Genomic DNA, 20,111 nt, shown 5'->3' with positions numbered 1-20,111 from the left:
CCTTTTACGTGGTCAGGTCGCTCAGGAGGTCCGCGAGGACGAGTTCCTCCTCCACGCGGACGCCGCGCCGGGCCATCGCGCCGGCCAGCCCGGAGTCCCACGGGGTCGGGAGCGGCCGTCCGGTGAGCGGTCTCGCGGACGGCACGGCTTCGTAGGCGGCGGTGTCGAACCGCCACGGCACGATTCCGTACCGCTCATGGATCGCGGTGGCGATGGCGATCCCACCCCAGTCGAAGTCGCCGTGGTAGGCGAACGACGCGCCCCCGGCGGCGAGCAGGTCCAGCAGCCGCCACACCGCCACGGACGGTCTGCCACTCACGCAGACCAGGGGCGGACAGGCGGGCCCGAGCTGGTCGGCGGCGCTGGCGACCACGACGGGGTTCTCGCAGAGGCGGACCAAGCCGCCCGCGAGGGAACCGTCGTGCCGGCCGAGCTGGCGGAGGGTGAGGGCGCACGGCTCGCCCGCGGCCCGGGCGATGGCGAGCATGCGCCCCGTCGGGGTGGTGTCGTCGCCGGGCAGTCCCAGGCACAGGACGAGCGAGGACAGCTCGTCCAGATGCACGCCGACGGCGGCCCAGGCGCGGCGGCGGGTGTCGGCGCCGCCGTCGGCCGCGAACGGCAGACCGGACAGGGCTTTCGCCGCGGACAGGGCGAGGGTGGCCAGCGGGCGGCCTTCGTCGAGCGCGTGCGCGTCCGAGCAGGTCTCGGCGGCCAGCCGGCCGATGGGCAGGCCGGGAGAGGGAAGCCGGGCCAGCACGGCGGTCAGCACCTCCAGCAAAGGGGCCGCCTGGTCGGGAGTGGGGGCAAGCCGCCGGACCAAGCCGGTGGCGTCCAACCAGGAGCGCCACCTGTGCAGGACCGGGCGCGCGGCGAGGTGGGCATCCAGGGGCGCGAACGCCGCCTGCCAGCGCGCGTCACCTGCCGCGTTCTCCTCGGCCGTGTTCACGACCGGGCCGCGGAGCAACGTGACGGCTTGGGCCAGACCTTCGGGGGCGGCCCCGCTGGCGCGCAGCACCTGGTCCACCTCGTCGAGGGAGACCGTGAGCGAGGCACCGGTGCCCGCTCTGCGGCCCAGCAGGGACTCGACCGTCCGCCGCTGCGACGGCGTCGCCTTCCCGAGTGAGACGCTGCCGGTCAGCGGCCTGCCCTGGGCGATGCGGCGACGAACCCGCTCAACCAGCCAGGCGATCTCGTCCCGGCCGAGCAGCCGTTCCAGGCGTTCGGCCGATTCACTCATCGAACAGACCGCCCTGCGGGATCGCTGATCGCTCGATCGGCAGCGAAGGGACGGACTGTTCCGTCCTCCGGCGTTCCTGGCCGTCCCATCGCCACGTCGTGACGAGGACCGCGTCGATGCCGTCACGGCGGGAAAGCTGGCAGATGGCGAGGCCGGGAACCTGCGGGTAGCAGCCCCACTCCCGCTCGCTGGTCATCACCACATCCATGTCGAAGGTGGCCAGCAGCCCCAGGCACTTGGCCCGGGAATCGTCATCCACCCCGGCGAAGGCCTCATCCAGCGCGACCAGCCTGGGCGCGTACGGGTTGCCCGCCGACTTGTAGTGCGCGGACGCGGCGGCGAAGAGCGGGATGGACGCGGCGAGCACACGCTCTCCACCCGAGGCCGGACCGGAGGCGGACCGCCACTGGCCGTCCTGCAGACGCTGGATGGCGAACTCGTGCCAGCCCCGATAGTCCAGTGCCTTCGTCAGGGCCTCGGTCCAGCCGGCGGCAGGATTGTCGGAGTGCTGGCGGGCGATCTGCTGCTGCAGGAACGCGCCGACCGAGGCCCGGTCGGCGACCGCCCACGCGTCGACCTGCTGGCGGAGCTTGTCGCGGACCCGGACGAGCCCGTCCGGGGCGTCCTTGGCGGGTTTCCAGATCAGGCGCAGGCGCATCCCGGTCGAGGTGGGCCGGGACTCCAGCTCGGCGTTCATCTCGCGGACCTCGGACTCGGCATCGGTGATCAGCTCCTGCAGGGTGCCCGCCACCTCGTTGAGCAGATGGTTCTCCAGGATCTCGCGCTCTTTCGCCGACAGCAGCTCGGCGCGGTCGGCGCTCTCCCGGGCCAGGCCCCCGGCGAGACCGGCGACGTCCTGGCGGCGGCCGTGGAAGACCACGTCGACGATCATCACACCGTTCGGGACGCTGAGGCCGACCGAGTTGCCTTGCCGGGCCATGACGTCAGAAAGCAGCTTGTGCTCTTCGGCGACCTTTCGCTGGATCCGCTCCCAAAGCGGGTCCCCGTCGTCGATGCTTTCGAGGCGCGCGTTCACCTCTCTGGCCAGCAGCACGGCCGGTTTGGCGGCCCACTCCGTGGCCGGGTCGGGGATCTCCTGGTCGGGGAGGGCGAGCTTCAGGAGACCGGTGGCGGTGAAAGCGCGGAACTCCCGGATCGCCGTTTCCCGCGCGATGGCCGCCTCTTCGAGCTGGACGCGCAGGTTGTTGCGCTGGCCTTCCGCCTTCCCGCGTTCCTCCAGCGCCTTCCGCTCCTGACCGCGCACCTCGCGTTCCGCCTGCGCGCGGGTCTGCTGCGCCTTCCGTACCTCATCGAACTGCTGGTTGAGAGCCGAGACGGCCGCGCCGGCGGTCTCGGTCAGCACGCGGTGGATCTCCGCTGCCCCGTCCGCCTCGGCTCGCGCGCCGAGCGAGAGTTCGATCGCGGCGTCCAGGCGCTGCTGGGCCTCGGCCAGCTGCGTCCTGGTGTCGGCGACGGTTTCGCGCGCTTCGCGCAGGGCGTGAAAGGCCGGCCACAGCCGGGCCAAGCTCAGCCGATATTCGCCCACACCGGCCTTGACGTCGGCCAGGCTTTCCGCGTCGGTGGGCAGGCCGACGTCGCCGGCGAATTCGTCGGTACGGGTGCGGGCCTCCGTCAGGTCGTGTTGCCGTTCGAGCGCGATCGTGGCCGCGCGGGTGTGCTGGGCGACCAGTTCCCGGCGTCTGCCGTGCTCGGCGGCGAGCCTGACGTGCGCCTCACGGACGGGGGCGTCGGACGGCAGGGCACGATGTTCGGCGGCGAGCGCGTCCTGGCGCACGGTCAGCGCCCTGACCTGCGAAGCCAGGTCGTCGATCTGGCGTTCCTTCCGCGCCAGCTCGGCGCGGAGCCCGATCAGTTTGGCGCGGCGCGCGGCCTCGCGGGCCCCCTCGCCGATGTAGTCGGCGCTGGTTTTGCGGTACGACCCCGTGAGCACGCCGTTGGCCCATCGCCCGTCCACGGTCACCCAGGCCGGCCCGTGCCCCGCGCCGAGCCCGATCGCGGCGAGCACGCGCTCGACCACGTCATCGGACAGGGCGGCGGCCTGCGGGTCGGCGCGATCGATGACCGGACGCAGGAGACCGGCGCAGGTAGGTCCGGCCACGGGCCCGACTGGCAGGACGACCGTGTCGTTCTCGACGAGGAGGTTTCCGTCCGGAGTCACCCAGGCGTCCAGGATCCCGGCGGCCTCCAGCGCGCCTTCGAGCCCGGCGCGATGATCGGCGGGTACGGCCCCGGCGAAGTCGATCACCTTCCACAGCGGCGCGCCGGGACGGCCGAGCCGCGCCTGTGGCCCGCGCGTGTGCGGGATCGGCGGGGTGTCATGGCCGCCCGCCTCCAGCTTGGCGATCTCGGCGCCCAGTTCGGCGGCGGTCGCGCGGGCTGCGCGCAGTGCGCCGTTGAGCTCGGCCCCTTGGCCGCCGAGCAGGATGGGGGCGGCTCTGGCCGCGTCGTCCACCAGCACTGTGGCCGGGTTGGGCCCGTTGGCCGTGACCGCCCAGGAGTCCATCGCCGCCAGTACGGCGTCGGGATCCTCGATCCGCAGTTCGGTGAGCTCCGCCAGATAGCGCCCGTAGGCGCGGCTGAGCTCGTCCCTCGCCGCGTCCGTGGCCTCCTCGGCGGCACCGATGCGTTCGGCGGCGGCCTGCAGCTCCGCACTCAGCCGATCCACGTCGGCCTGCGCTCCGGCCAGCCGTCCTCGCGCCTCCGCCACCTGTTTCAGGAGCCGTTCCAGGCCGGTCACCGCCTGCTCGCGCCGTACGGCCAAGGCTTCGGATTCCCGCTTGGCCGCGCGCACCTGACCGGGATCGGTGACCCCGTCCACGAGGGCCAGATGCGCCGTCTCGCAGCGCGCCGCGCGGGACGCCGCCACGGCCAGGTCACCGGCGGCAAGGAGTTCGCGGGCCGCCGCTTCGGCTTTGCCGTCGGCGGCCGTGGCCCTGATCCGCACCCGGCCGACGTCGATGGCGAGGCGGTCGCGTTCCTGCTCGCTCCGCAGGGCGTGAGCGGCCAGCCGGCTCGCCTCGGCGCCGGTCTGCCTGAGGCGTTCCGCGTCCCGCATCTCGGGGCTCTGCCGGAGCGCTTCGGCTCTGGCGTCGAGTCTGACCTGCTGGGCCGCCAGGTCGTCGAGCGTGGCACGCGCGGTCACCAGGTCGGCGTCGGCGCGGGTGTGCCGGGTGTCGGCGTCGATCAGGTCGCGGCTGAGGTGTTCGTACCGGCTGTGGGTCTGCCGGGGGGCGGCGGCCTTGCGTTTGGCGGCGATGGCGGCGTACCGGCGGTAGTGGGTCAGGAAGTCGTCCGCCGCCTGGCGCGCCTCCGTCAGGGTGCGGAGCGCGTCGCGTTCCTCGTCGAGGCCGCGGAACGCGTCGGCCACCGTCGCGATCAAGGCGGGGCTCAGCGGGGGCAGTGCCTCGGTGAGGGCTCGGGAGAGGCGCTTCTCATCCGGTTTCTTGGACAGTTGCGGCTGGCGTAGCTGGATGAGCAGGTTGACCAGCGCCGCGTAACGGTATTCGCCCAGTCCGAACAGGGCGTCGTCGACCGCGCGGCGATAGTCGGCGGCGCGGTCGAAGACCAGTCCGGCTCCTTCGACGGCGTCGCGGAGCTTGTCCCTGGTGAGCGCGGTGCCGCTCGGAGATATCAGGTGCAGGTCGACGCCGACGCGCTGCTGGGTGACGAAGAACCAGCTCCGGGCGATACCGCGGTCCTTGACCGCCTTCAGGCCGCACCCGATGGTACGGAACTCCGGGCTTCCGTCCGCGTTCAGGCGGCCGAACTCCAGCCAGGTGTAGCCGAGCCGTTCCGGATGCGGGTGCTTGCCGTCCAGCAGCAGATTCCACTCCATCCGCTTCCGGTGGTCGCCATCCGGTTCGACGCGGTGCGGGGAGAGCTCTCCATCGAGGAGGAAAGGCAGGGTCAGCGCCAGCACTTTGGATTTGCCCGTGCCGTTGTTGCCGCGCAGGAGCAGGCGGCCCTGGTGGAAGTGGAACTCTTCCACGTCGTAGTAGAACATGTCGACGAGCCCGGCACGCAGCGGCTTCCAGCGTTCCGAGGTCGGGGCGGTCGGCATCAGTCTCCCTTGATGACGGGGTTGGCCACGGCATAGCGGGCGATGGCGGGCAGGCCGCGGACGGTATCCCCGTCCACCTCGGCCAGGCGGAGGGCGGTGAGCCTGGTCAGCGCCTGGGCCAGCAGGCCGTGCTCGGCGCCGGTGTCGGTGACGCCCTTACGCCAGAACCCGAGGTGCTTCAGGGCGGCCTGCCGGACAAAAGCTCTGAGCTCGTCGAGAGTGTATTCCTCGCCCGTGGACAGGCGTTCGGCGACCAGGAGAGTGACGTGGCCGTCGGTTCGCTGCTCAGGCATCCGTACGTCGGTCAGCTCGTCGGCAGGGTCCACCATCGCGATGCCCTCGGCCCGCACTTCCGCGATCAGGCCGGTCGCCTGCTCGATCCTGTTGGTGATCGCATGCCGTTGCGACGTCAGGTAAGCGCGCTCGGCTTCGTCCAGGCCGCGATAGTAGAGCACGGGGTCCTCCAGAAGCTTCCGGGTGAGGCGGCGGCGGAGTTCCTGATTGCGCAGGTCGTCGGTGTCGGCGACGGGCTCGGCCGTCAGTTCGGCCAGCCGTTCCTCGAAGGCGGTCGCGGTGATGGTGGACGGTCCTCGCGTCCCGGTGAGCAGCGCCGCCAGCACCGGCCGGCGCACGTCGTAGAGCACGTCGCCGGTCTCGGTCAGGTACGCCTCCTCGTCACCCGAAACCCTGCGCAACACTCCCCAGTTCAGCAACAGCCGCACGACGGCCACCAGATCGGTGCGTTCGCCTCGGCTGTCGAGGGTGAACACAAAGGATCCTCCCGACAGCTCAGGCTCGGCCGCGGAGCTGAGCACGTCCTCGGCCAACCTTCCGAGCGTCGTCTGCGCATCCGCTCGCTCCAACGCGGCCAGAGCCAGGCAGAGCACCACATACCGTCGCCTGCCGAACGGCTCGCCCCGTGCGCTCCTGGCCGGATGGGTGACGTCGGACGTGTCCGCCGTCACCTTGAAGAGCCGTGCGGTCTCCGAATCGGCCGTCAGCCGCCATCCGGTCTCGCGGGTCAGCCACTCACGCAGCACGGTCAGATGACGGCGGACCAGGATCAGCAGCTCGGCGTCGTGCTCGACGGTCAGGAGCGGCTTGACCAGCAGGCCCCGAAGCGCCTTCCGGGCCTGGGCCAGGTCTTCCGGCGTCATGAGGCCATCAGGTCGGTGATCTCGATCACATGCTCGGGCCCGGTGAGCACACCGTCGGCCGTCAGAACGCGGACCGGACCCCCGTCGGGGACCACGGTGAGCCGCACCTCCATCGAGCCGTCACTGGTCACCGTCTTCACCTCGGTCTCGTCCGGGTGCCGCGCGGCCAGCGCGTCACCCAGCAGCCCGAGAAACAGGCGGAAAGCCCGAGGATCGAGCACCCCCAGTTCCGACAGCAGCACAGGCCCATCGGTATGCAGCCGCGCCCGAGCGGCGGCCGTCTCCGCGGCTTCCCGGTCAGCGAACTCCCGCAGCAACTGGCGAGCCTGACTGCGATCGGTGACCCGATTCGGCTTGCCCCGGCGCTCATACGATCCGGTACGGCGAAGCTGAGGCGAGATCCTGATCGGCGGCGCCTCGCGCCAAGGCGTCGAGGCCGGGACGTCCTGCCACAGGTCAACCGTCGCGGGTGTGACGGTGAGATGCCGCGCGGAGGTCAGCCCGAAGGCCGACCGCCAGAGCCGGTGCATCGCCTCCTCGTCCGGGGCCTCGGCGAACCAGCGAGCCAGCACGCGGAAGTCCGCGGCCCGGTCCGAACGACCCGAGCGGCGTTCGTTGAGCAGCCCGACGGTGTCGATGAGCTGCTTGATCGCGGTGATCGCCGCCTGCCGCAGCAGCCTGGCCTGCGACAGCCGCCCGCCGTCCCGGGAGAGAAACCAGTCCCTGAGCCCACGCCACCGGTTCTGCCAGGACGTGAACGCGTCGTTCGCCGCGATGGCGTACGCGTCGGCGGTGTCGTCCCCCTCAGGCACGGCGTCGGTGGCCTCGCGATGCGCGGCCTGCCACAGCAGCCGTTCGTGTTCGCGCTCCTCCAATTCGTTCAGGAGGGTGGCGATTCGAGCACCCGAATTCGCCAGATCGGCGATGAACCGATTGATGTAGTCGATCAGCCGTTCCTTGTACGCGATGAACCCCGCCACATTGCCGTCGGAGAAATCGATCGCCCGCCGGAGCGAGCCCATGAACGCCTGCGCGTTGTCGGCCAGCGACGAGAACCGCTCCGCCAGAGAGATCAGGAGCAGATGCACCTTGGCCGGATCGGGCTCGGCCTCACCCGCCAGACTCGCCAGCGCCCGGAGCTGCTCCGCGATATCGCCGAGCGCCACCGACTGCAGCGCGCCACGCCGCCCGATCGCCTCCTCGTAGAACGCGATGGCCTGCTCGGTCGCGTGTCCCGCCGGAGTCAGCTGGAACAGCTGTCGTTTGCGGTGGAAATCCTCCACCGACGTGACCCGGCTGGTGTCGGCGTCCGCGTGCAGGTTGCCCCAGGCCACCAGCTTCTCCAGCGCCGCCCCGATCTGCTCATCGCTGTCCCGGCGCAATTCGGCGGCGACGTCCTCCGGGCGGAGATGCACGGTGAACCGTTCTTTCGCCCGCGCGAAGACACGCAGGATGTCCCGGTACAGCGCCGAATTCGGCGCACTCAGATGGGCGAACGTGAGCACATCCTCGGGTTGAGGGGCCATGCCGCCAGTTTCCCCGATGGAAAGGACGAACGACGGCGGAATCGCAGATCATTATCCGTCTCGGACAATGACGGCACCTCATTCGCCAAGAGCATGACCTCAATCGCGGGTGGCCCGGCTGGATCCTCAGGTGTGGGTGCTAGTCGGGGTGGCTCTCGCCGACCTCAGGGCCGGCGCCGCGAGGCTGTCATCGGGCGCAGGCCCATCGCCGCGCCGATCACGACGAATATGGCCGGAGCGAAGGCCCACGTGACCTGTTCCCAGGTCAGGGTGCTGAAGGTGGCCGGGTCCGCGGTGCAGTTGGCGCCCAGCGGGATTGGATTCACGCAGATCGAGGCGCGCATCACCAGATAGTCGACGACGAACAGGGTGATGGCGGCGAAAGCGCTCCACTGATGTGCGCGGGGATGACCTGCGCCGCGACGGGCGATCAGGATGATTAACAGGATCAGCAGGACGGGTATCGCGATGACCAGGAAGGCGTCGACGGGTGCGAGCCTGGCCAGCCACTCCCACTTCCACTGAGGCGAATCGCTGTAGGTCGTCCAACCGCAGCTGATCGATCCGTACATCGCGAACTCGGGTAGCACCAGAAAAAAGATCATCCAAGCCGAGTCCGACAACGCCACGCCGAAGGCCAGCCACCACCACCAGAACAGGGTATACGACTGCCGCACCGGGGCGACGCGAGCGTTATATGCCACTTTCTGCCTCCGGATCTGTTTGTGCGAACTACCGGGTTTGGAGGCAGTAGGTGATCACGCTCAGTGTGCGTTCCCGATCGCTGTCGCCGTTTTCCTGGCTGAGCTGGGTCATGCCGGCGGCTAGGACGGTTCGACGGGCCGCGTCGACGAGTTCGATGGTGGGGTTCAGCGCGTAGCAGAGCGCTTCCACCGCGTTGGTCTTCAGCACCAGGCGGCCATATTCGCTGTCGTGACCAACGATGTCTACCTCTCCCCGATCGGTCGTAGCGCGTTGCGCGATGGGGATCTGGGCCCGGTATTCGTCGCGGAGGGCGTGGAGGCGGTCGCTCACCTCGCGGGCGGCTTCGCCACGGTCGCCGGTGTCGATCAGGCGCATCGCCTCGTCGATGAGAGGGCCGTCCAGGCCGGTGGTGGTCACGGCCAGTTCGGCTGCGATGCGAATGATCTCCGGGAGTTTGTCGTGGGTGGGTTCTGCCGTGATTGCCCCGATGCGGGGATCCTGGGCGGCGATGGCGCGCATGTCGGCGTCGAGTAGGTCTTCCAGGCTCGGTTCCCGGGGTGGAAGAGGATAGAGCCGGACGCTTTGGTGTGATTGTCCAAGCCATGCGCGGTCCAGGCGAACCCCGGACAGTTCTTCGCCGACGGCCAGCGCGGCGGCCATCCAGTTGTCCGACCACTGCTCCGCCGTCACGGGCAGCGCCGCCAGCCAGGCACGACCGGATCTCGGGGGCATACTGTCCAGATCGAACGCGTCAAGAGTGGCGACAAGCTGCCCTTTCGCCACGTACGTGATGGCGATATCCAGATTTGTCGTCCAGAGGATGCTGTAAGCCTCAATGTCTGCGGCGACTGCACGCAGGATCGTCGGACTGGAGCCGCGCACGGTGAACGGCTCCACCAGCACCGTCACTCGCCGTGCCGGGCGACCAGCATGATGCCCGCGGTGTCCTCGTCCAGATCCTCGTACGCCGTGCTTCCCACCTCATCCCACGTGGCCGCTTCTGTGGTGGCTTCGTCCCCGCCTAAGCAGCGGACCAGGTTGGGGAAGGTTGTGTCGCCGGTTCTGATCCAGGACAAACACCCATGATCGGGGAAAAGGTGACGCAGTCGGGTGTACACGTCAAAGGGAGTGCTCATGGTCGGCTGGCCTGATCCGCTTGGTGAGGAAACGAAGCGCAGCGATCAAGGTACAGGAGATGTCGAGCATGTGTGCGACTGGATCCTGATATCAGGAGGGCTGGCCGACACCAGGACGCCCTGCTCAGGTGCGTTAGGGTCACCAGACATGACGACCGATCTCGAAGAGCTGGCCGTGCGCCTGCGGGAATTCGTGCGGGTCCGGGAATGGGAGCAGTTCCACACGCCCAAGAACCTCGCCATGGCGCTTTCCGGTGAAGTCGGCGAGTTGGTGGCCGAATTTCAGTGGCTGACGGCTGATGAGTCCCAGCACCTGGACGACGAGGCGCTTGGTCGGGTGCGTGCGGAGATCGGCGATGTAACCCTCTACCTGATCCGCCTCGCCGATGTTCTCGGTATCGACCTAGTCGCCGCCGCACACGCCAAGCTCGATGAAAGCGCCCGCCGCTACGACCCTGCTCTCTACCGGGGTTCCGCCCGCAAGGCGCCACCGGCAACCAACTGAATTCGGCGCTCTACGTAGCCTTCAAAGGCCGTCGGCGGTCGCGGATCGTTTCGGTGTGGTTCCAGATGAGTGGGCGGAGAGTGGCCGGGTCGGTTGATGCCGGGGCGGAACTCAGGATTTCGCGTCTGGAGACTTTGGCGGTGGATACCTTCCGGTGGTAGTCGAGGAAGGTTTGGACTTCGCCGTTGGATCTGCATACCTCGTAATCGGGATGGTCGATTTCGACGTAGTCCATGCCGTAGTAGAGGTGCTCGCCCAGCGTGGCCACGCCAAGTGCCCAGCTGCGGAGGAGGGTTGCGGAGCCGCGGAAGGTGAGCATGCCGCCGATCATGTTCACTTCGGCTCCCCGGCTGTCGGGATCGGGGTGGTATTCCTGCCACCAGCTGCGATCGGCCCGCATCGACCGGTAGCGGTCGACTTCGGCGTCCAGTCCCCAGGTGTGCCAGCGAACCGTGCTTCGCGAGGGTCCTGGCGCGGAGAGGCTTTGCCGTACTCGATTGGCGGTCTTGTGGGGAAGGTGGGTCAGGTCGGCGGGGACCAGCGCGATGGGCGTGGGCGTTTCCGCGTCGAAGGGGTTGGGGTCGAGGTGGTCGTGGCCGATGACGATGAGGGTGTCCGGACGGCGTTGGTAGGAAAGGCCCCAGAGCAGTCTGGCCAGTAGCCGGGCGCCGTGTGGGTCGGAGAGGACGTGCCAGGTTCCGTGGTAATAGTTCGTCGAGAATCTGGCTCGGGTGCCGGGCCGCAGGGTGATGACCTGGAATTCGCGGCCGTCGGCTCGGATCGTCCGCAGGTGGAGTTTGAGCCGGTCGTCGGTCTGGCGCGCGTTGGCAGGTCTCAGCTGTTTGTGGGCCACGTTTCTCCATGAGTGACTGGTAGTGATCCAATGGAACCGCGCGGCCGGCGGCGTGCACAAATGGTTTCCAGAGCCGAAACAAGGCGGCTATCGACGGCAGGTCTCCGCTTACGTATCAATGGAGGGGAGACGAGCGAGGTCGGGGGAGTCCATGTCGCAGCCGTCCACGCGTGACTACGACCGGATGATCGGGCTCGCCGCCGCCCTCATTCAGGCCCGCGAACCGGGGGACGCGTGGCAGCTCATCGGCCAGGAACTGCTCGACTCGCTTTTCCGGGCCGACGTGTTCACCCGCGTGAAGGTGGACTACTCCCGATTCGACGGCGAAATGCTCGACATCGAGCCAGGCCTGGCGGCCCACCAGGTCCCGCCAGGCTCGCCGGTCCACCGGACGATCATCACCGAACATCCGCTTTCCGTGCATTACGGCGTGACCGAATCGCTCACCCCCATGCGGGGCAGCGACCTGATGCCCAATCGATCGTGGCGCCGCACCGAGGCGTACGCGAAGATGCGCGAACTCTTCGGCACCACCCACGCGCTCGGCGTCCCCCTACAGGCCAAACCGTTCCGCGGGCTCTCCATCCAGCTCGCCAACCGTGACTTCGCCGAACGCGACCTCTCGGTCGCCCGGCGGCTCCAGCCGCTGCTGATCGCCGTCGACCGGCACCTGCGCTACCTGGACCGATGGCGCGAGAGCGGGTCACGCTCGGCGGACGCGGTGGTGACCGACCTCAAGATCACCCCAAGGGAGCTGGTGGTCCTCACCGCGATGGCCGACGGTCATTCGGCGTACGGCATCGCCCGCCGCCTGAACATCTCCATCCGTACCGTCGAAAAACACCAGGAGAAGCTCTACCGCAAGCTCGGCGCCGCCGACCGCCTGTCGGCCGTCCTGCGCGCGCAGCGCCTCGGGATCCTGCGCGCGCCCGGGGTCAGGCGGGAGTGAACTCGACGAGGAGGCGTTCGGGCGCGCGGGTGAACACGCCCGCGTCCACGGGGGTGAAGCCGGGAGCCAGCCGCAGGTCGGGTACGGCGTCGAGGAGCAGGCCGATGCCGACGGCGACTTCGGCGCGGGCGAGCTGCGCGCCGACACAGAAATGCCGTCCCAACGCGAACGCGGTGTGATTGGCACCCGCGGTGAAGGCCCGTTTCAGGTCAAGGTCGGTACGGAACAGGTCGAACACATCGGGTTCGGCGAAACGGTCAGGGTCGCGGTTGGCGGCGCCGATCAGACAGGTGACCGTGCTGCCGGCCGGGATCACGCCGCCGCTCAGTTCGACGTCGGCGTCGGGCTGGCGCATCACCATCTGGACGACGGGGGAGTAGCGCAGGGTCTCGGCGAGGGCCCGGTCGATGAGGGTACGGTCGGCGCGGACCGCCGCCAGCTGGTCGGGATTGTCGAGCAGATTCCGGACCAGGCAGGTGATGGCCTTGTCAGTGGTCTCACCCGCGGCCGCGAGCAGCAGACTCACGAACGATTTGATCTCCTCGTTCGTCATCCGCACCCCGTCGATCTCGGCTGTGCACAGCGTGGACAGCAGATCGTCGCGCGGCGCGGCCCGGCGCGCCTCGATGATCGGCATGAGATAGGCCGTCAGCTCCTCCTTCGTCCGCAACCCGGCTTCGGCCACCGCCGGATCCTGCGTGAGATTGGAGATGAACGCCACAATCGAGCTGTACCACTGGTGGAACCGCTCATGATCGTCCCTGGGCAGCCCCAGCATGTCGACGATCACGCTGATCGGCAGCCGGTTGGCGAAACTCGCCACCAGATCCGTACGCCCCTCCGAGGCGAACCCGTCGATCAGCTCGCGACTGTTCCGCTCGATGATCGGCGTGAACTTCTCCGCCAGATCCCGCCCCCGCAACGCGGGACTGATCAGCGCCCGCTTGGTCGCATGCTCACGCCCATCCATCTGCAGGATCGTCCGCCCATGCACGGGTTCGAGCTGCCAGTCATAGTTCCTGTTGGAGAAGGCCGGATCCTTCATGGCGCGTTCCACATCGGCGTACCGGCTGATGATGTAACTCCCCATGGCTTCATGCCACATCAGCGGATAGCCGGAACGCAGCGTCTCGTACACCGAATAGGGATCGAGTGCGAAGTCGGTCGACAGGATGTCCGGAGCAGTCAGGTCGTTGCTGGCCACGGGCACGATCTCCTCTTCTTGGCCCAATGCGCCGACAGTAAAATGGCAGGCAGCAACGGCATATGAGGAGAATTACGTATGGCCCTCGATGATGTGAGATCTCGGTTCCGTCTGCGAGGTGCCCCCGCTAACCTCTAGATGACCATGTGATGCGGCCCGACGGGCTTCCGGCGTTATCTGGATAGGCCCCCACCCGCACGAGTCTTCTCGTGCTGCCCGGGGGAAATCTGTGACGGCGTTGCGGCTGTCTGTCGAGAACCTGCTCGCGTCACCGAACGAGGCCGCCCTGGCGGCGGCGATCGCGGAACACGTGCGCATGACGACCGGGCGCGGCCCGTCCCCGGCGGAGGTCAGGTCCTGGCAGCGGAGTCTGCCCGCGCTGGCTCGCGACCTGGCGGACGCGGGCTTGAACAAGGTCGAGATGCTGGTGGAGTACAAACTCCCGCTGACCAGCAGACGCGCCGACGTGGTTCTGGCCGGCGTCCATCCCCGTACGGGCGCAGACTCGTACGTGGTGGTCGAACTGAAGCAGTGGAGCCGCGCCGAGCCGTCCGAAGAGGGCGAACACCTGGTCATTGTGGACGGCGCTCCCGGCGGGGAGACCCTCAACCCAGCCGAACAGGTCCGCCGCTACTGCGAATACATGCGCGACTTCCTGGGTGTCCTCAAGGACAGCCCAGACGCCGTGCACGGTGCCGCCTACCTGCACAATGCCATGGACCTGGATGTAGACGGTCTCGCCGACCAGGTCCGCGACGACCGCAGCCGCCTCTTCACCAAACAGCGCCGCGGCGAATTCCTGCGCTATCTGGGCGATCGGCTGGCCGACAAGTCCGGTGCCGACGCCGCCGACCGGCTCCTGCACAGCGCTGTCGCCCCGAGCAAGCAACTCATGGCGTACGCGGCCAAGGAGATCCGGGAAAGAGAACAGTTCACTCTCCTGGACGAACAGCAAGTCGCGTATGAACTGGTGATGCGCGCCGTCGTGAGGGCCCGCCGAACCGGCACCAAACAAGTGGTCCTGGTCACCGGAGGTCCCGGCAGCGGAAAAAGCGTCATTGCCCTGTCCTTGCTGGGCGAGCTATACCGTCAGGGCCGCACCGCCCTGCATGCCACAGGTTCCCAATCCTTCACCCAGACACTGCGCCGTTACCCGGGCCGGGGCAGCACCCGGATCAAGAACCTGTTCACCTACTTCAACAGTTTCACGGACGCCGACCCCAAAGACCTGGAAGTGCTGATCTGCGACGAGGCCCACCGGATCCGCGAAACCTCCACCAATCGCTTCACCCCCGCCGCGAAACGCACCGGCCGCAGCCAGCTTGACGAACTCCTGTCGGCCGCGCGCGTCCCGGTTTTCCTCCTCGACCAGCACCAGGTTGTACGGCCCGGCGAAGTCGGCACCGTGGAACGCATCGAAACCCTCGCCCGCGCCCAGGGCTACGAGGTGCATCACGTTTCCCTCGACGAGCAGTTCCGATGCGGCGGCAGCCGCAAATACGAACGATGGGTGCTGAGCCTTCTCGGCCTGGCTGACGACGCCCCGCGGCCCTGGAACGGAGACGATGATTTCGAAGTCCGGCTGGTCGGCTCTCCGGACGAGCTGGAATCAGAACTGCGCCGCAAATCCGGCACCGCCCGAATGACCGCCGGATTCTGCTGGCCGTGGAGCGACCCACTCCCCAACGACACCCTCGTCGACGACATCGTCATAGGCGACTGGGCCCGGCCCTGGAACGTCAAGAAGGACCGCTCCGTAGGCGACGCACCGCCCAGCATGCTTTGGGCCAGCGAACCTGGCGGTTTCGGCCAGGTGGGCTGCGTCTACACTGCGCAGGGTTTCGAGTACGACTGGAATGGCGTCATCCTCGGCCCCGACCTCACCGTCCGGGACGGGCGTCTGGTCACCGTACGCAGCAAGAACAGAGATCCCGCGTTCAAGAGCCGATCCGTCCCCGACACGGACTTCGACCAGCTCGTCCGCAACGTCTACAAGGTTTTGCTGACCAGAGGCATGCGCGGAACACTGATTTATGCCGTGGATCCGGACCTCCAGCGCTACCTGGCCACGATCATGCGTTGATCAGCGCCGCCAGGAATTCGCGGGTCTCCGGGTCGGCGGCGTAGATCACGACTCCTCGCAGCCCTCGGGTTAGCAGAACCTTGTAGACATTCCGTACATGTCGGCCGAACTGCTCGTATGTTACGCGGGCGGGAATGAGGTCCTTGTCCCTGCTGTACTCGCGGCGCGGGACGAATTTTCCCGCGCGCGCCACCAGATCTGGACCGATGATCACGCCCACCCAGTCGAATTCCAGTCCTTGCGCCGTATACACGCAGCCGATTTGCTCGAATCCGCCGTCCGCCGTGGCCCAGTAGTGGCTGGAAGGGGCGGAGCCTATCCTGTCACGTGTGGTCTTGGCATTCCACGGACGCGCCCACGTCCCAAGGATGACGTCGGGAATCAGCGTCTTGTCGGGGTTGGGATCGCTCCACGGCCAGCAGAACCCCGCGGTCATGCGGGCGCTGAGCCCGTCGCTGAGCTTGGCACGCAGAAACTCTTCCATGTCTTCCGGAGAGTTCGCGAGAACGACGTCGAAGTTCGGGTCGCCGGGCCATTTCTCCGGGTCGATACCGCCGTTCCATTCGCCGTCGGAGGGACCGAGGCCGAGCAGATCTAGCACCCACTGGTCATAGACCGCGCTACCGCCGCAACGCCACTGCCCATCCAAGCGAATCACGTCATACGCAACGTCCAGTGCCTGTGCCTGCGCGATGATCGCCGCGACGGTGCCGACCTCGTCCGGCTTGACGACCTGGTGCTCGTCCAACAGGAAGACCGGCACGTGGGCGGCGTTAATGATGCTTTTGATCTGCGGATCGTTGCTTCGCCATTCCGCTCGGAACCGGTCGGAGGAGTTCTTGCGCACGCGGTGTGCTTCATCGGCTATGAGAAGATCGAGTCCGTTGTGCTTGCTGTTGGCGAATTCCATGAAGTATCTGAAGAACCCCTCGAATTGCGCGTCCTTCCGAGCCACGTGCTGGCGCAGTGTCTTGGTGACGGTTCGTGAGCCGGTGGCGTATGCGACCCTGTTGTTCTGCCTAATATGCTCCCGAACCAGGGAAAGGGCGATCGCCGATTTGCCGCTGCCCGGCCCGCCGACGATGATCACCACGCGTTTCGTATTCGCCTGGGAGGCTAGGCGTGTCCGGGCGTTCACCAGGTTATACGCGTCGAGCTGCTGATCGAGCAGGTCGAATTGCCCAACCCCGCGAATCACGTCGGCGGCCTTGCGTAGGAAGTGCTGGTTGGGGCGGATGGGGCTTTGCAGCAGCCGGTCCGCTGACAGATGGCCCGGCTCGTCGGCGAGATTGCGGCGCAGATACTCGATCAGACCGCCGCGCTCGGAACTGGTGAACAGAGGGACGCCCTCGACAGCCGCGCCGAGCAGAAGGTCTCCCACGGTGGTGTGGGTGGCGTTGTGTAAATAGACCACTGCTTTGACTGCTTCGGGATGCCCATCGAGCGCTCCAAAGTTGTTCGCTATCTGGTTGCGGTACTTGAGGACTTGCTCGGCTGGGTGGCTTTTGGGAGGCAGTCCGGGTACTTCGAACAGGTCTGCATCTGCATCGACGGCAGTGGCGCTGCCCCACTGCTTGAGCTCGACGACAACATAGGCGTCGGCTCGCGTTACCGGGTGCACACCTGCGAGCACCACGTCGGCACTGCTGAGCTTGCAGTGCGGCATAGGGAACTCGACCAGGACCTCGACGGCGCCCAACCCCGCGTCGTCCAGCACGCGGACGAATTCGGACAGGCTATGAAGCCACGCCTTCTTCTCAGCCGTCCTGACCGCCTGCCCGCGCTGGCGTTTGACATTCTCGGCCAGCTTTTTGAGCAGGGTGTTCTCCACGAGTGATCTGTTCGCGGACAGATCACGGCGTAAGGCTGCGGCCGATGATCGGTGAGCGGGTACCACCAGTAGACCCCCAGACAGCACGAAAGCTCGTGCGGTATGGGGACGTATCCGTGCTCAGGTTCTGAGCGGAAGCCCGTCGGCCGCGGTATCAACGGGTTCGATGCTAACGGCAGTAGTCGGACGAAAGGCCCAGGTGTCTCATGAATCAGTAGTGATCCAAGGATTCAGCTGTGCCGGGCCGCTGCCACGAATTCTTGGATGAGGTCGGGGCTCTTTCGGCCTTCATGTTCGACGCCGCTGGATACGTCCACGCCCCAGGGGTTCGCCTCCGTGATGGCCTGCCGCACGTTGTGTGGGTCGAGGCCGCCGGCCAGCATCCAGTTGCCCGTAGGGCGGTCGCGGACGGCCGACCAGTTCCATGGTTCGCCGGAGCCGGGTTTGGGCGCGTCCACGATCAGCAGGTCCTCGTCGTAGGCGCCGCAGCGGAGGTCGGCGTCCGAAGTCACCGCGCGCACCAGGGTGATTCCGAGGTCTTTGAGGGCGACGAAGTCGCTGTGCGGATGGTTTCCGTGCAGTTGGACGGCCTGCACTCCCGCCTCGACAGCCAGCGCGCGCACGACTTCCGGTGGTTCACCGGCGAACACCGCGACCGTGAGGACATGCGGAGGAATCGCCTCCGCGAGCGTTCTCGCCTCGGCGGGGGTGATCTGGCGTTTGCTCTTGGTCAGGACGAAACCGATGGCGTCGGCGCCCGCTTCGACGGCGGCGGTCACATGGGCGGGTTCGCGCAGGCCGCAGATCTTCACGTACACGAATCGAGAGACTACGTCAGTCCGGGGAGCAGGTGCGTAAGCCGGACATGACGGCGGTGAGCGCGTCCGCCAGGGCGCGGGTCTGTTTGGGGTCGAGGTTGTCGAAGACGAGTCTGCGGACGTCTTCGACGTGTTCGGGGGCGATCTTCTCGACCAGGGAGCGGCCGGTCGGGGTGATTTCGGCGATCGTCACGCGCCCGTCCTCGGGGCACTGGCGGACCGACACCCAGCCGCGGTCGCGGAGTTTGTTCATGCGGTGGCTCAGCCGGCTCTGGGACATGTTCAGCATCGAGGCCAGGTCGCTCAGCCGGAACGGGCGTTCGGTGAGGGCGGCGAGCAGGCCGTACTCGATGTGGACGAGGCCGTGGCGGCGTTGGGCGCGTTCGAGTTCGGGGAGTGCGAGCATGGCGAAGGCGAGGAGGCCCTGCCATGCCCGCTGTTCCGTGTCGTCCAGCCATCCGCCCCGTGGTTCCACGCTAGAAAGCGTACGTACCGAACCTTCCCCATGCGACGACGGCGGCGAGGACGAGCAGGACGACATTGATGGCGACCGCCTGGGGCTCCTTGCGGCGCAGGTGGGTGATCGCGGCGCCGATCATGACGATGACGAGTCCGGTGGCGGCGAGCGGGGTGAGGATCGGCGCGATGCCGGTGACGGCGGGCAGGATCAGGCCGATCGCGGCCAGCAGTTCGAGCCCGCCGATCGCCTTGATGGCCCCGTCGGAGAAGTCCTCGGTCCAGGCCATGTTCGCCTGAAGCTTCTCCTTCGGCTGGGTGGCCTTCATGACCCCGGCGAGCCCGAAGAAGGCGGCGAGCAGTCCCTGCAGGACCCAGAGGAATACGTTCACATTGCGCTCCCTAGAAACTTGATGCTTCAAGCTATCGGAGGCAACTTGAAGCCTCATGTATTGGCCGGGGCGGATCAGCCGGCGGTGACCTTGGCGTAGTGGAAGACCTCAGCGGGGAGCGCGTGCTCCAGTCGCCAGCGGAACCGGACGGGCCGGTCGCCGTCGCAGTGGTCGAAGGACATGGGTCCGGCATAGGTGTACGGCGGGGCGCCGAGACCCTCGTCTCGTTTGTGTTCGCGCATGAACAGGTGAACCGAGGACCGCCCGGACCTGTAGCGCTGCGCGGTGGGATTGACCTGGCGCAGGGTGGACTGCGATTCCCATTGGAAGCTCTCCCGGGTGATCGCCCGGTCGTGGTACATGGTGGTGGGCGAATAGTGGCCGGTCGACTTGTCGATGGTGACGAAGAACAGGTCGGCCTGCGCCTCGGGCACCCACTTCACGCCTTCCCGCATATGGCCGGGCTTGTCCACACCGAATGCGGCCAGAGCCTCGTTCTTGCTGTACGTCGCGTGCACATGCAGCGGAATATCGCCGGACAACGGGAGCGTCACGCGCCGCCGACCGTCGGCCAGCAGGGCGGACAGCTCGCGGAGTTCGCTCACCCGGTCGGGATGACGGAGTAAATCCGCGAGCCGCGCCTCAGCGGTGGACGCCGGATTCGTGCCGCCCCAAAGCGTGGCGTCCAACATGGCGAGCAACCGATGGTGGCGGACGCCGCGCAGGGCCCCGCCGTCGACAATGTGCCGGACGAAATCGAGGCGCTCCGCGTCGTCGGTGTGGAGCATGCGTCCGAACGCCTGCCCGAGCTTCTTGTCGTCAGGCCCGGCCGCCTTTCCTCGCCCAGCCGCACGGCGAAGTTCCGACCAGCCCTTCCTGCGGCGGTAGAGGTCTCCGACTTCCAGCCCGGTCTCTTCGAGAAAGGCGGCCAGCGTGGTCGGCTCGGGCAGCGCGGCCAGTTCGGCGGCCAGGTCGGCCCAGCGCAGCTGGAGCGTCTGCCGGATGTTGGCCAGCACCAGCCGGGCCACTTCACGATCGAGATCGATATGGCAGCCGGCGGGAAGCAGCGGAAACCCCGCCTCCACATCCCGGGCCACGCCGGTACGGCTCGCGCCCGTCAGCGCGCGATAGCGACGGTCGAACCGGAACCGCCGGTGCTGGTTGCCGATGAAATCCAA

17 protein-coding genes are annotated in these 20,111 nt (G+C 67.6%); 3 read left to right on the top strand and 14 right to left on the bottom strand.

Translation table 11 applies throughout. The features are described 5' to 3' along the window. Positions 1–4 precede the first annotated feature (4 nt). From Acor_RS32960 to Acor_RS32930, 7 genes are all read right to left on the bottom strand, one after another. Positions 5–1,237, bottom strand: coding sequence for a TIGR02679 family protein (locus Acor_RS32960; RefSeq protein ID WP_155340690.1), 1,233 nt, complete (start codon positions 1,235–1,237; stop codon positions 5–7). After that, on the bottom strand, positions 1,230–5,318 hold the full coding sequence (locus tag Acor_RS32955; RefSeq protein ID WP_155340689.1) for a TIGR02680 family protein: 4,089 nt from the start codon (positions 5,316–5,318) through the stop codon (positions 1,230–1,232). Before Acor_RS32955 ends, Acor_RS32960 begins: the two co-directional genes overlap by 8 nt. After that, a complete protein-coding gene (locus Acor_RS32950) occupies positions 5,318–6,475 on the bottom strand; it encodes a TIGR02678 family protein (RefSeq protein WP_155340688.1) in 1,158 nt (385 codons plus the stop codon). The genes Acor_RS32955 and Acor_RS32950 overlap by 1 nt, the downstream gene beginning before the upstream one ends. After that, positions 6,472–8,001: a TIGR02677 family protein gene (locus Acor_RS32945; protein WP_155340687.1), complete on the bottom strand. Its 1,530-nt coding sequence runs from the start codon at positions 7,999–8,001 to the stop codon at positions 6,472–6,474. Before Acor_RS32945 ends, Acor_RS32950 begins: the two co-directional genes overlap by 4 nt. 164 nt (positions 8,002–8,165) lie before the next feature. Beyond that, positions 8,166–8,630: a hypothetical protein gene (locus Acor_RS32940; RefSeq protein ID WP_170317189.1), complete on the bottom strand. Its 465-nt coding sequence runs from the start codon at positions 8,628–8,630 to the stop codon at positions 8,166–8,168. Between the two features lie 103 nt (positions 8,631–8,733). Then, a complete protein-coding gene (locus Acor_RS32935; protein ID WP_155340685.1) occupies positions 8,734–9,615 on the bottom strand; it encodes a hypothetical protein in 882 nt (293 codons plus the stop codon). Beyond that, positions 9,612–9,782, bottom strand: a complete 171-nt coding sequence (locus tag Acor_RS32930) for a hypothetical protein (protein WP_155340684.1) — start codon at positions 9,780–9,782, stop codon at positions 9,612–9,614. The genes Acor_RS32935 and Acor_RS32930 overlap by 4 nt, the downstream gene beginning before the upstream one ends. 208 nt (positions 9,783–9,990) lie before the next feature. Here Acor_RS32930 and Acor_RS32925 point away from each other — a divergent pair, with 208 nt between their 5' ends. After that, positions 9,991–10,347, top strand: coding sequence for a nucleotide pyrophosphohydrolase (locus Acor_RS32925; RefSeq protein ID WP_155340683.1), 357 nt, complete (start codon positions 9,991–9,993; stop codon positions 10,345–10,347). Between the two features lie 10 nt (positions 10,348–10,357). Here the strand turns inward: Acor_RS32925 and Acor_RS32920 are convergent, their stop codons facing one another. After that, positions 10,358–11,200, bottom strand: a complete 843-nt coding sequence (locus tag Acor_RS32920; RefSeq protein ID WP_155340682.1) for a hypothetical protein — start codon at positions 11,198–11,200, stop codon at positions 10,358–10,360. A gap of 151 nt (positions 11,201–11,351) precedes the next feature. Between Acor_RS32920 and Acor_RS32915 the strand changes: the two genes are divergently transcribed. Then, a complete protein-coding gene (locus tag Acor_RS32915) occupies positions 11,352–12,149 on the top strand; it encodes a response regulator transcription factor (RefSeq protein ID WP_170317188.1) in 798 nt (265 codons plus the stop codon). Here Acor_RS32915 and Acor_RS32910 read toward each other — a convergent pair. After that, on the bottom strand, positions 12,136–13,380 hold the full coding sequence (locus Acor_RS32910; protein WP_246239475.1) for a cytochrome P450: 1,245 nt from the start codon (positions 13,378–13,380) through the stop codon (positions 12,136–12,138). The genes Acor_RS32915 and Acor_RS32910 overlap by 14 nt on opposite strands. A 202-nt stretch (positions 13,381–13,582) precedes the next feature. Here Acor_RS32910 and Acor_RS32905 point away from each other — a divergent pair, with 202 nt between their 5' ends. Next, positions 13,583–15,436 carry a DUF2075 domain-containing protein gene (locus Acor_RS32905; protein ID WP_246239468.1) on the top strand — a complete coding sequence of 618 codons (1,854 nt, stop codon included), beginning with the start codon at positions 13,583–13,585 and terminating at the stop codon, positions 15,434–15,436. Here Acor_RS32905 and Acor_RS32900 read toward each other — a convergent pair. From Acor_RS32900 to Acor_RS32880, 5 genes are all read right to left on the bottom strand, one after another. Further along, a complete protein-coding gene (locus Acor_RS32900; RefSeq protein ID WP_218034622.1) occupies positions 15,426–17,267 on the bottom strand; it encodes a DUF2075 domain-containing protein in 1,842 nt (613 codons plus the stop codon). The two genes, Acor_RS32905 and Acor_RS32900, sit on opposite strands and share 11 nt — an antisense overlap. A 230-nt stretch (positions 17,268–17,497) precedes the next feature. After that, on the bottom strand, positions 17,498–18,085 hold the full coding sequence (locus Acor_RS32895; protein WP_155340680.1) for a phosphoribosylanthranilate isomerase: 588 nt from the start codon (positions 18,083–18,085) through the stop codon (positions 17,498–17,500). 16 nt (positions 18,086–18,101) lie between these two features. After that, the gene (locus Acor_RS32890; protein WP_170317187.1) at positions 18,102–18,560 is read right to left on the bottom strand and encodes a MarR family winged helix-turn-helix transcriptional regulator; all 459 of its coding nucleotides are present in this window, start codon (positions 18,558–18,560) and stop codon (positions 18,102–18,104) included. Between the two features lies 1 nt (position 18,561). Then, positions 18,562–18,933, bottom strand: coding sequence for a DoxX family protein (locus tag Acor_RS32885; protein WP_155340678.1), 372 nt, complete (start codon positions 18,931–18,933; stop codon positions 18,562–18,564). 74 nt (positions 18,934–19,007) lie between these two features. Then, the coding region (locus tag Acor_RS32880; RefSeq protein ID WP_155340677.1) for a DUF3427 domain-containing protein at positions 19,008–20,111 on the bottom strand (1,104 nt) is incomplete at its 5' end.

It is taken from the genome of Acrocarpospora corrugata, from assembly GCF_009687845.1.
GTDB classification, from domain to species: domain Bacteria; phylum Actinomycetota; class Actinomycetes; order Streptosporangiales; family Streptosporangiaceae; genus Acrocarpospora; species Acrocarpospora corrugata.
This window is presented reverse-complemented; position numbering and strand designations above follow the sequence as displayed.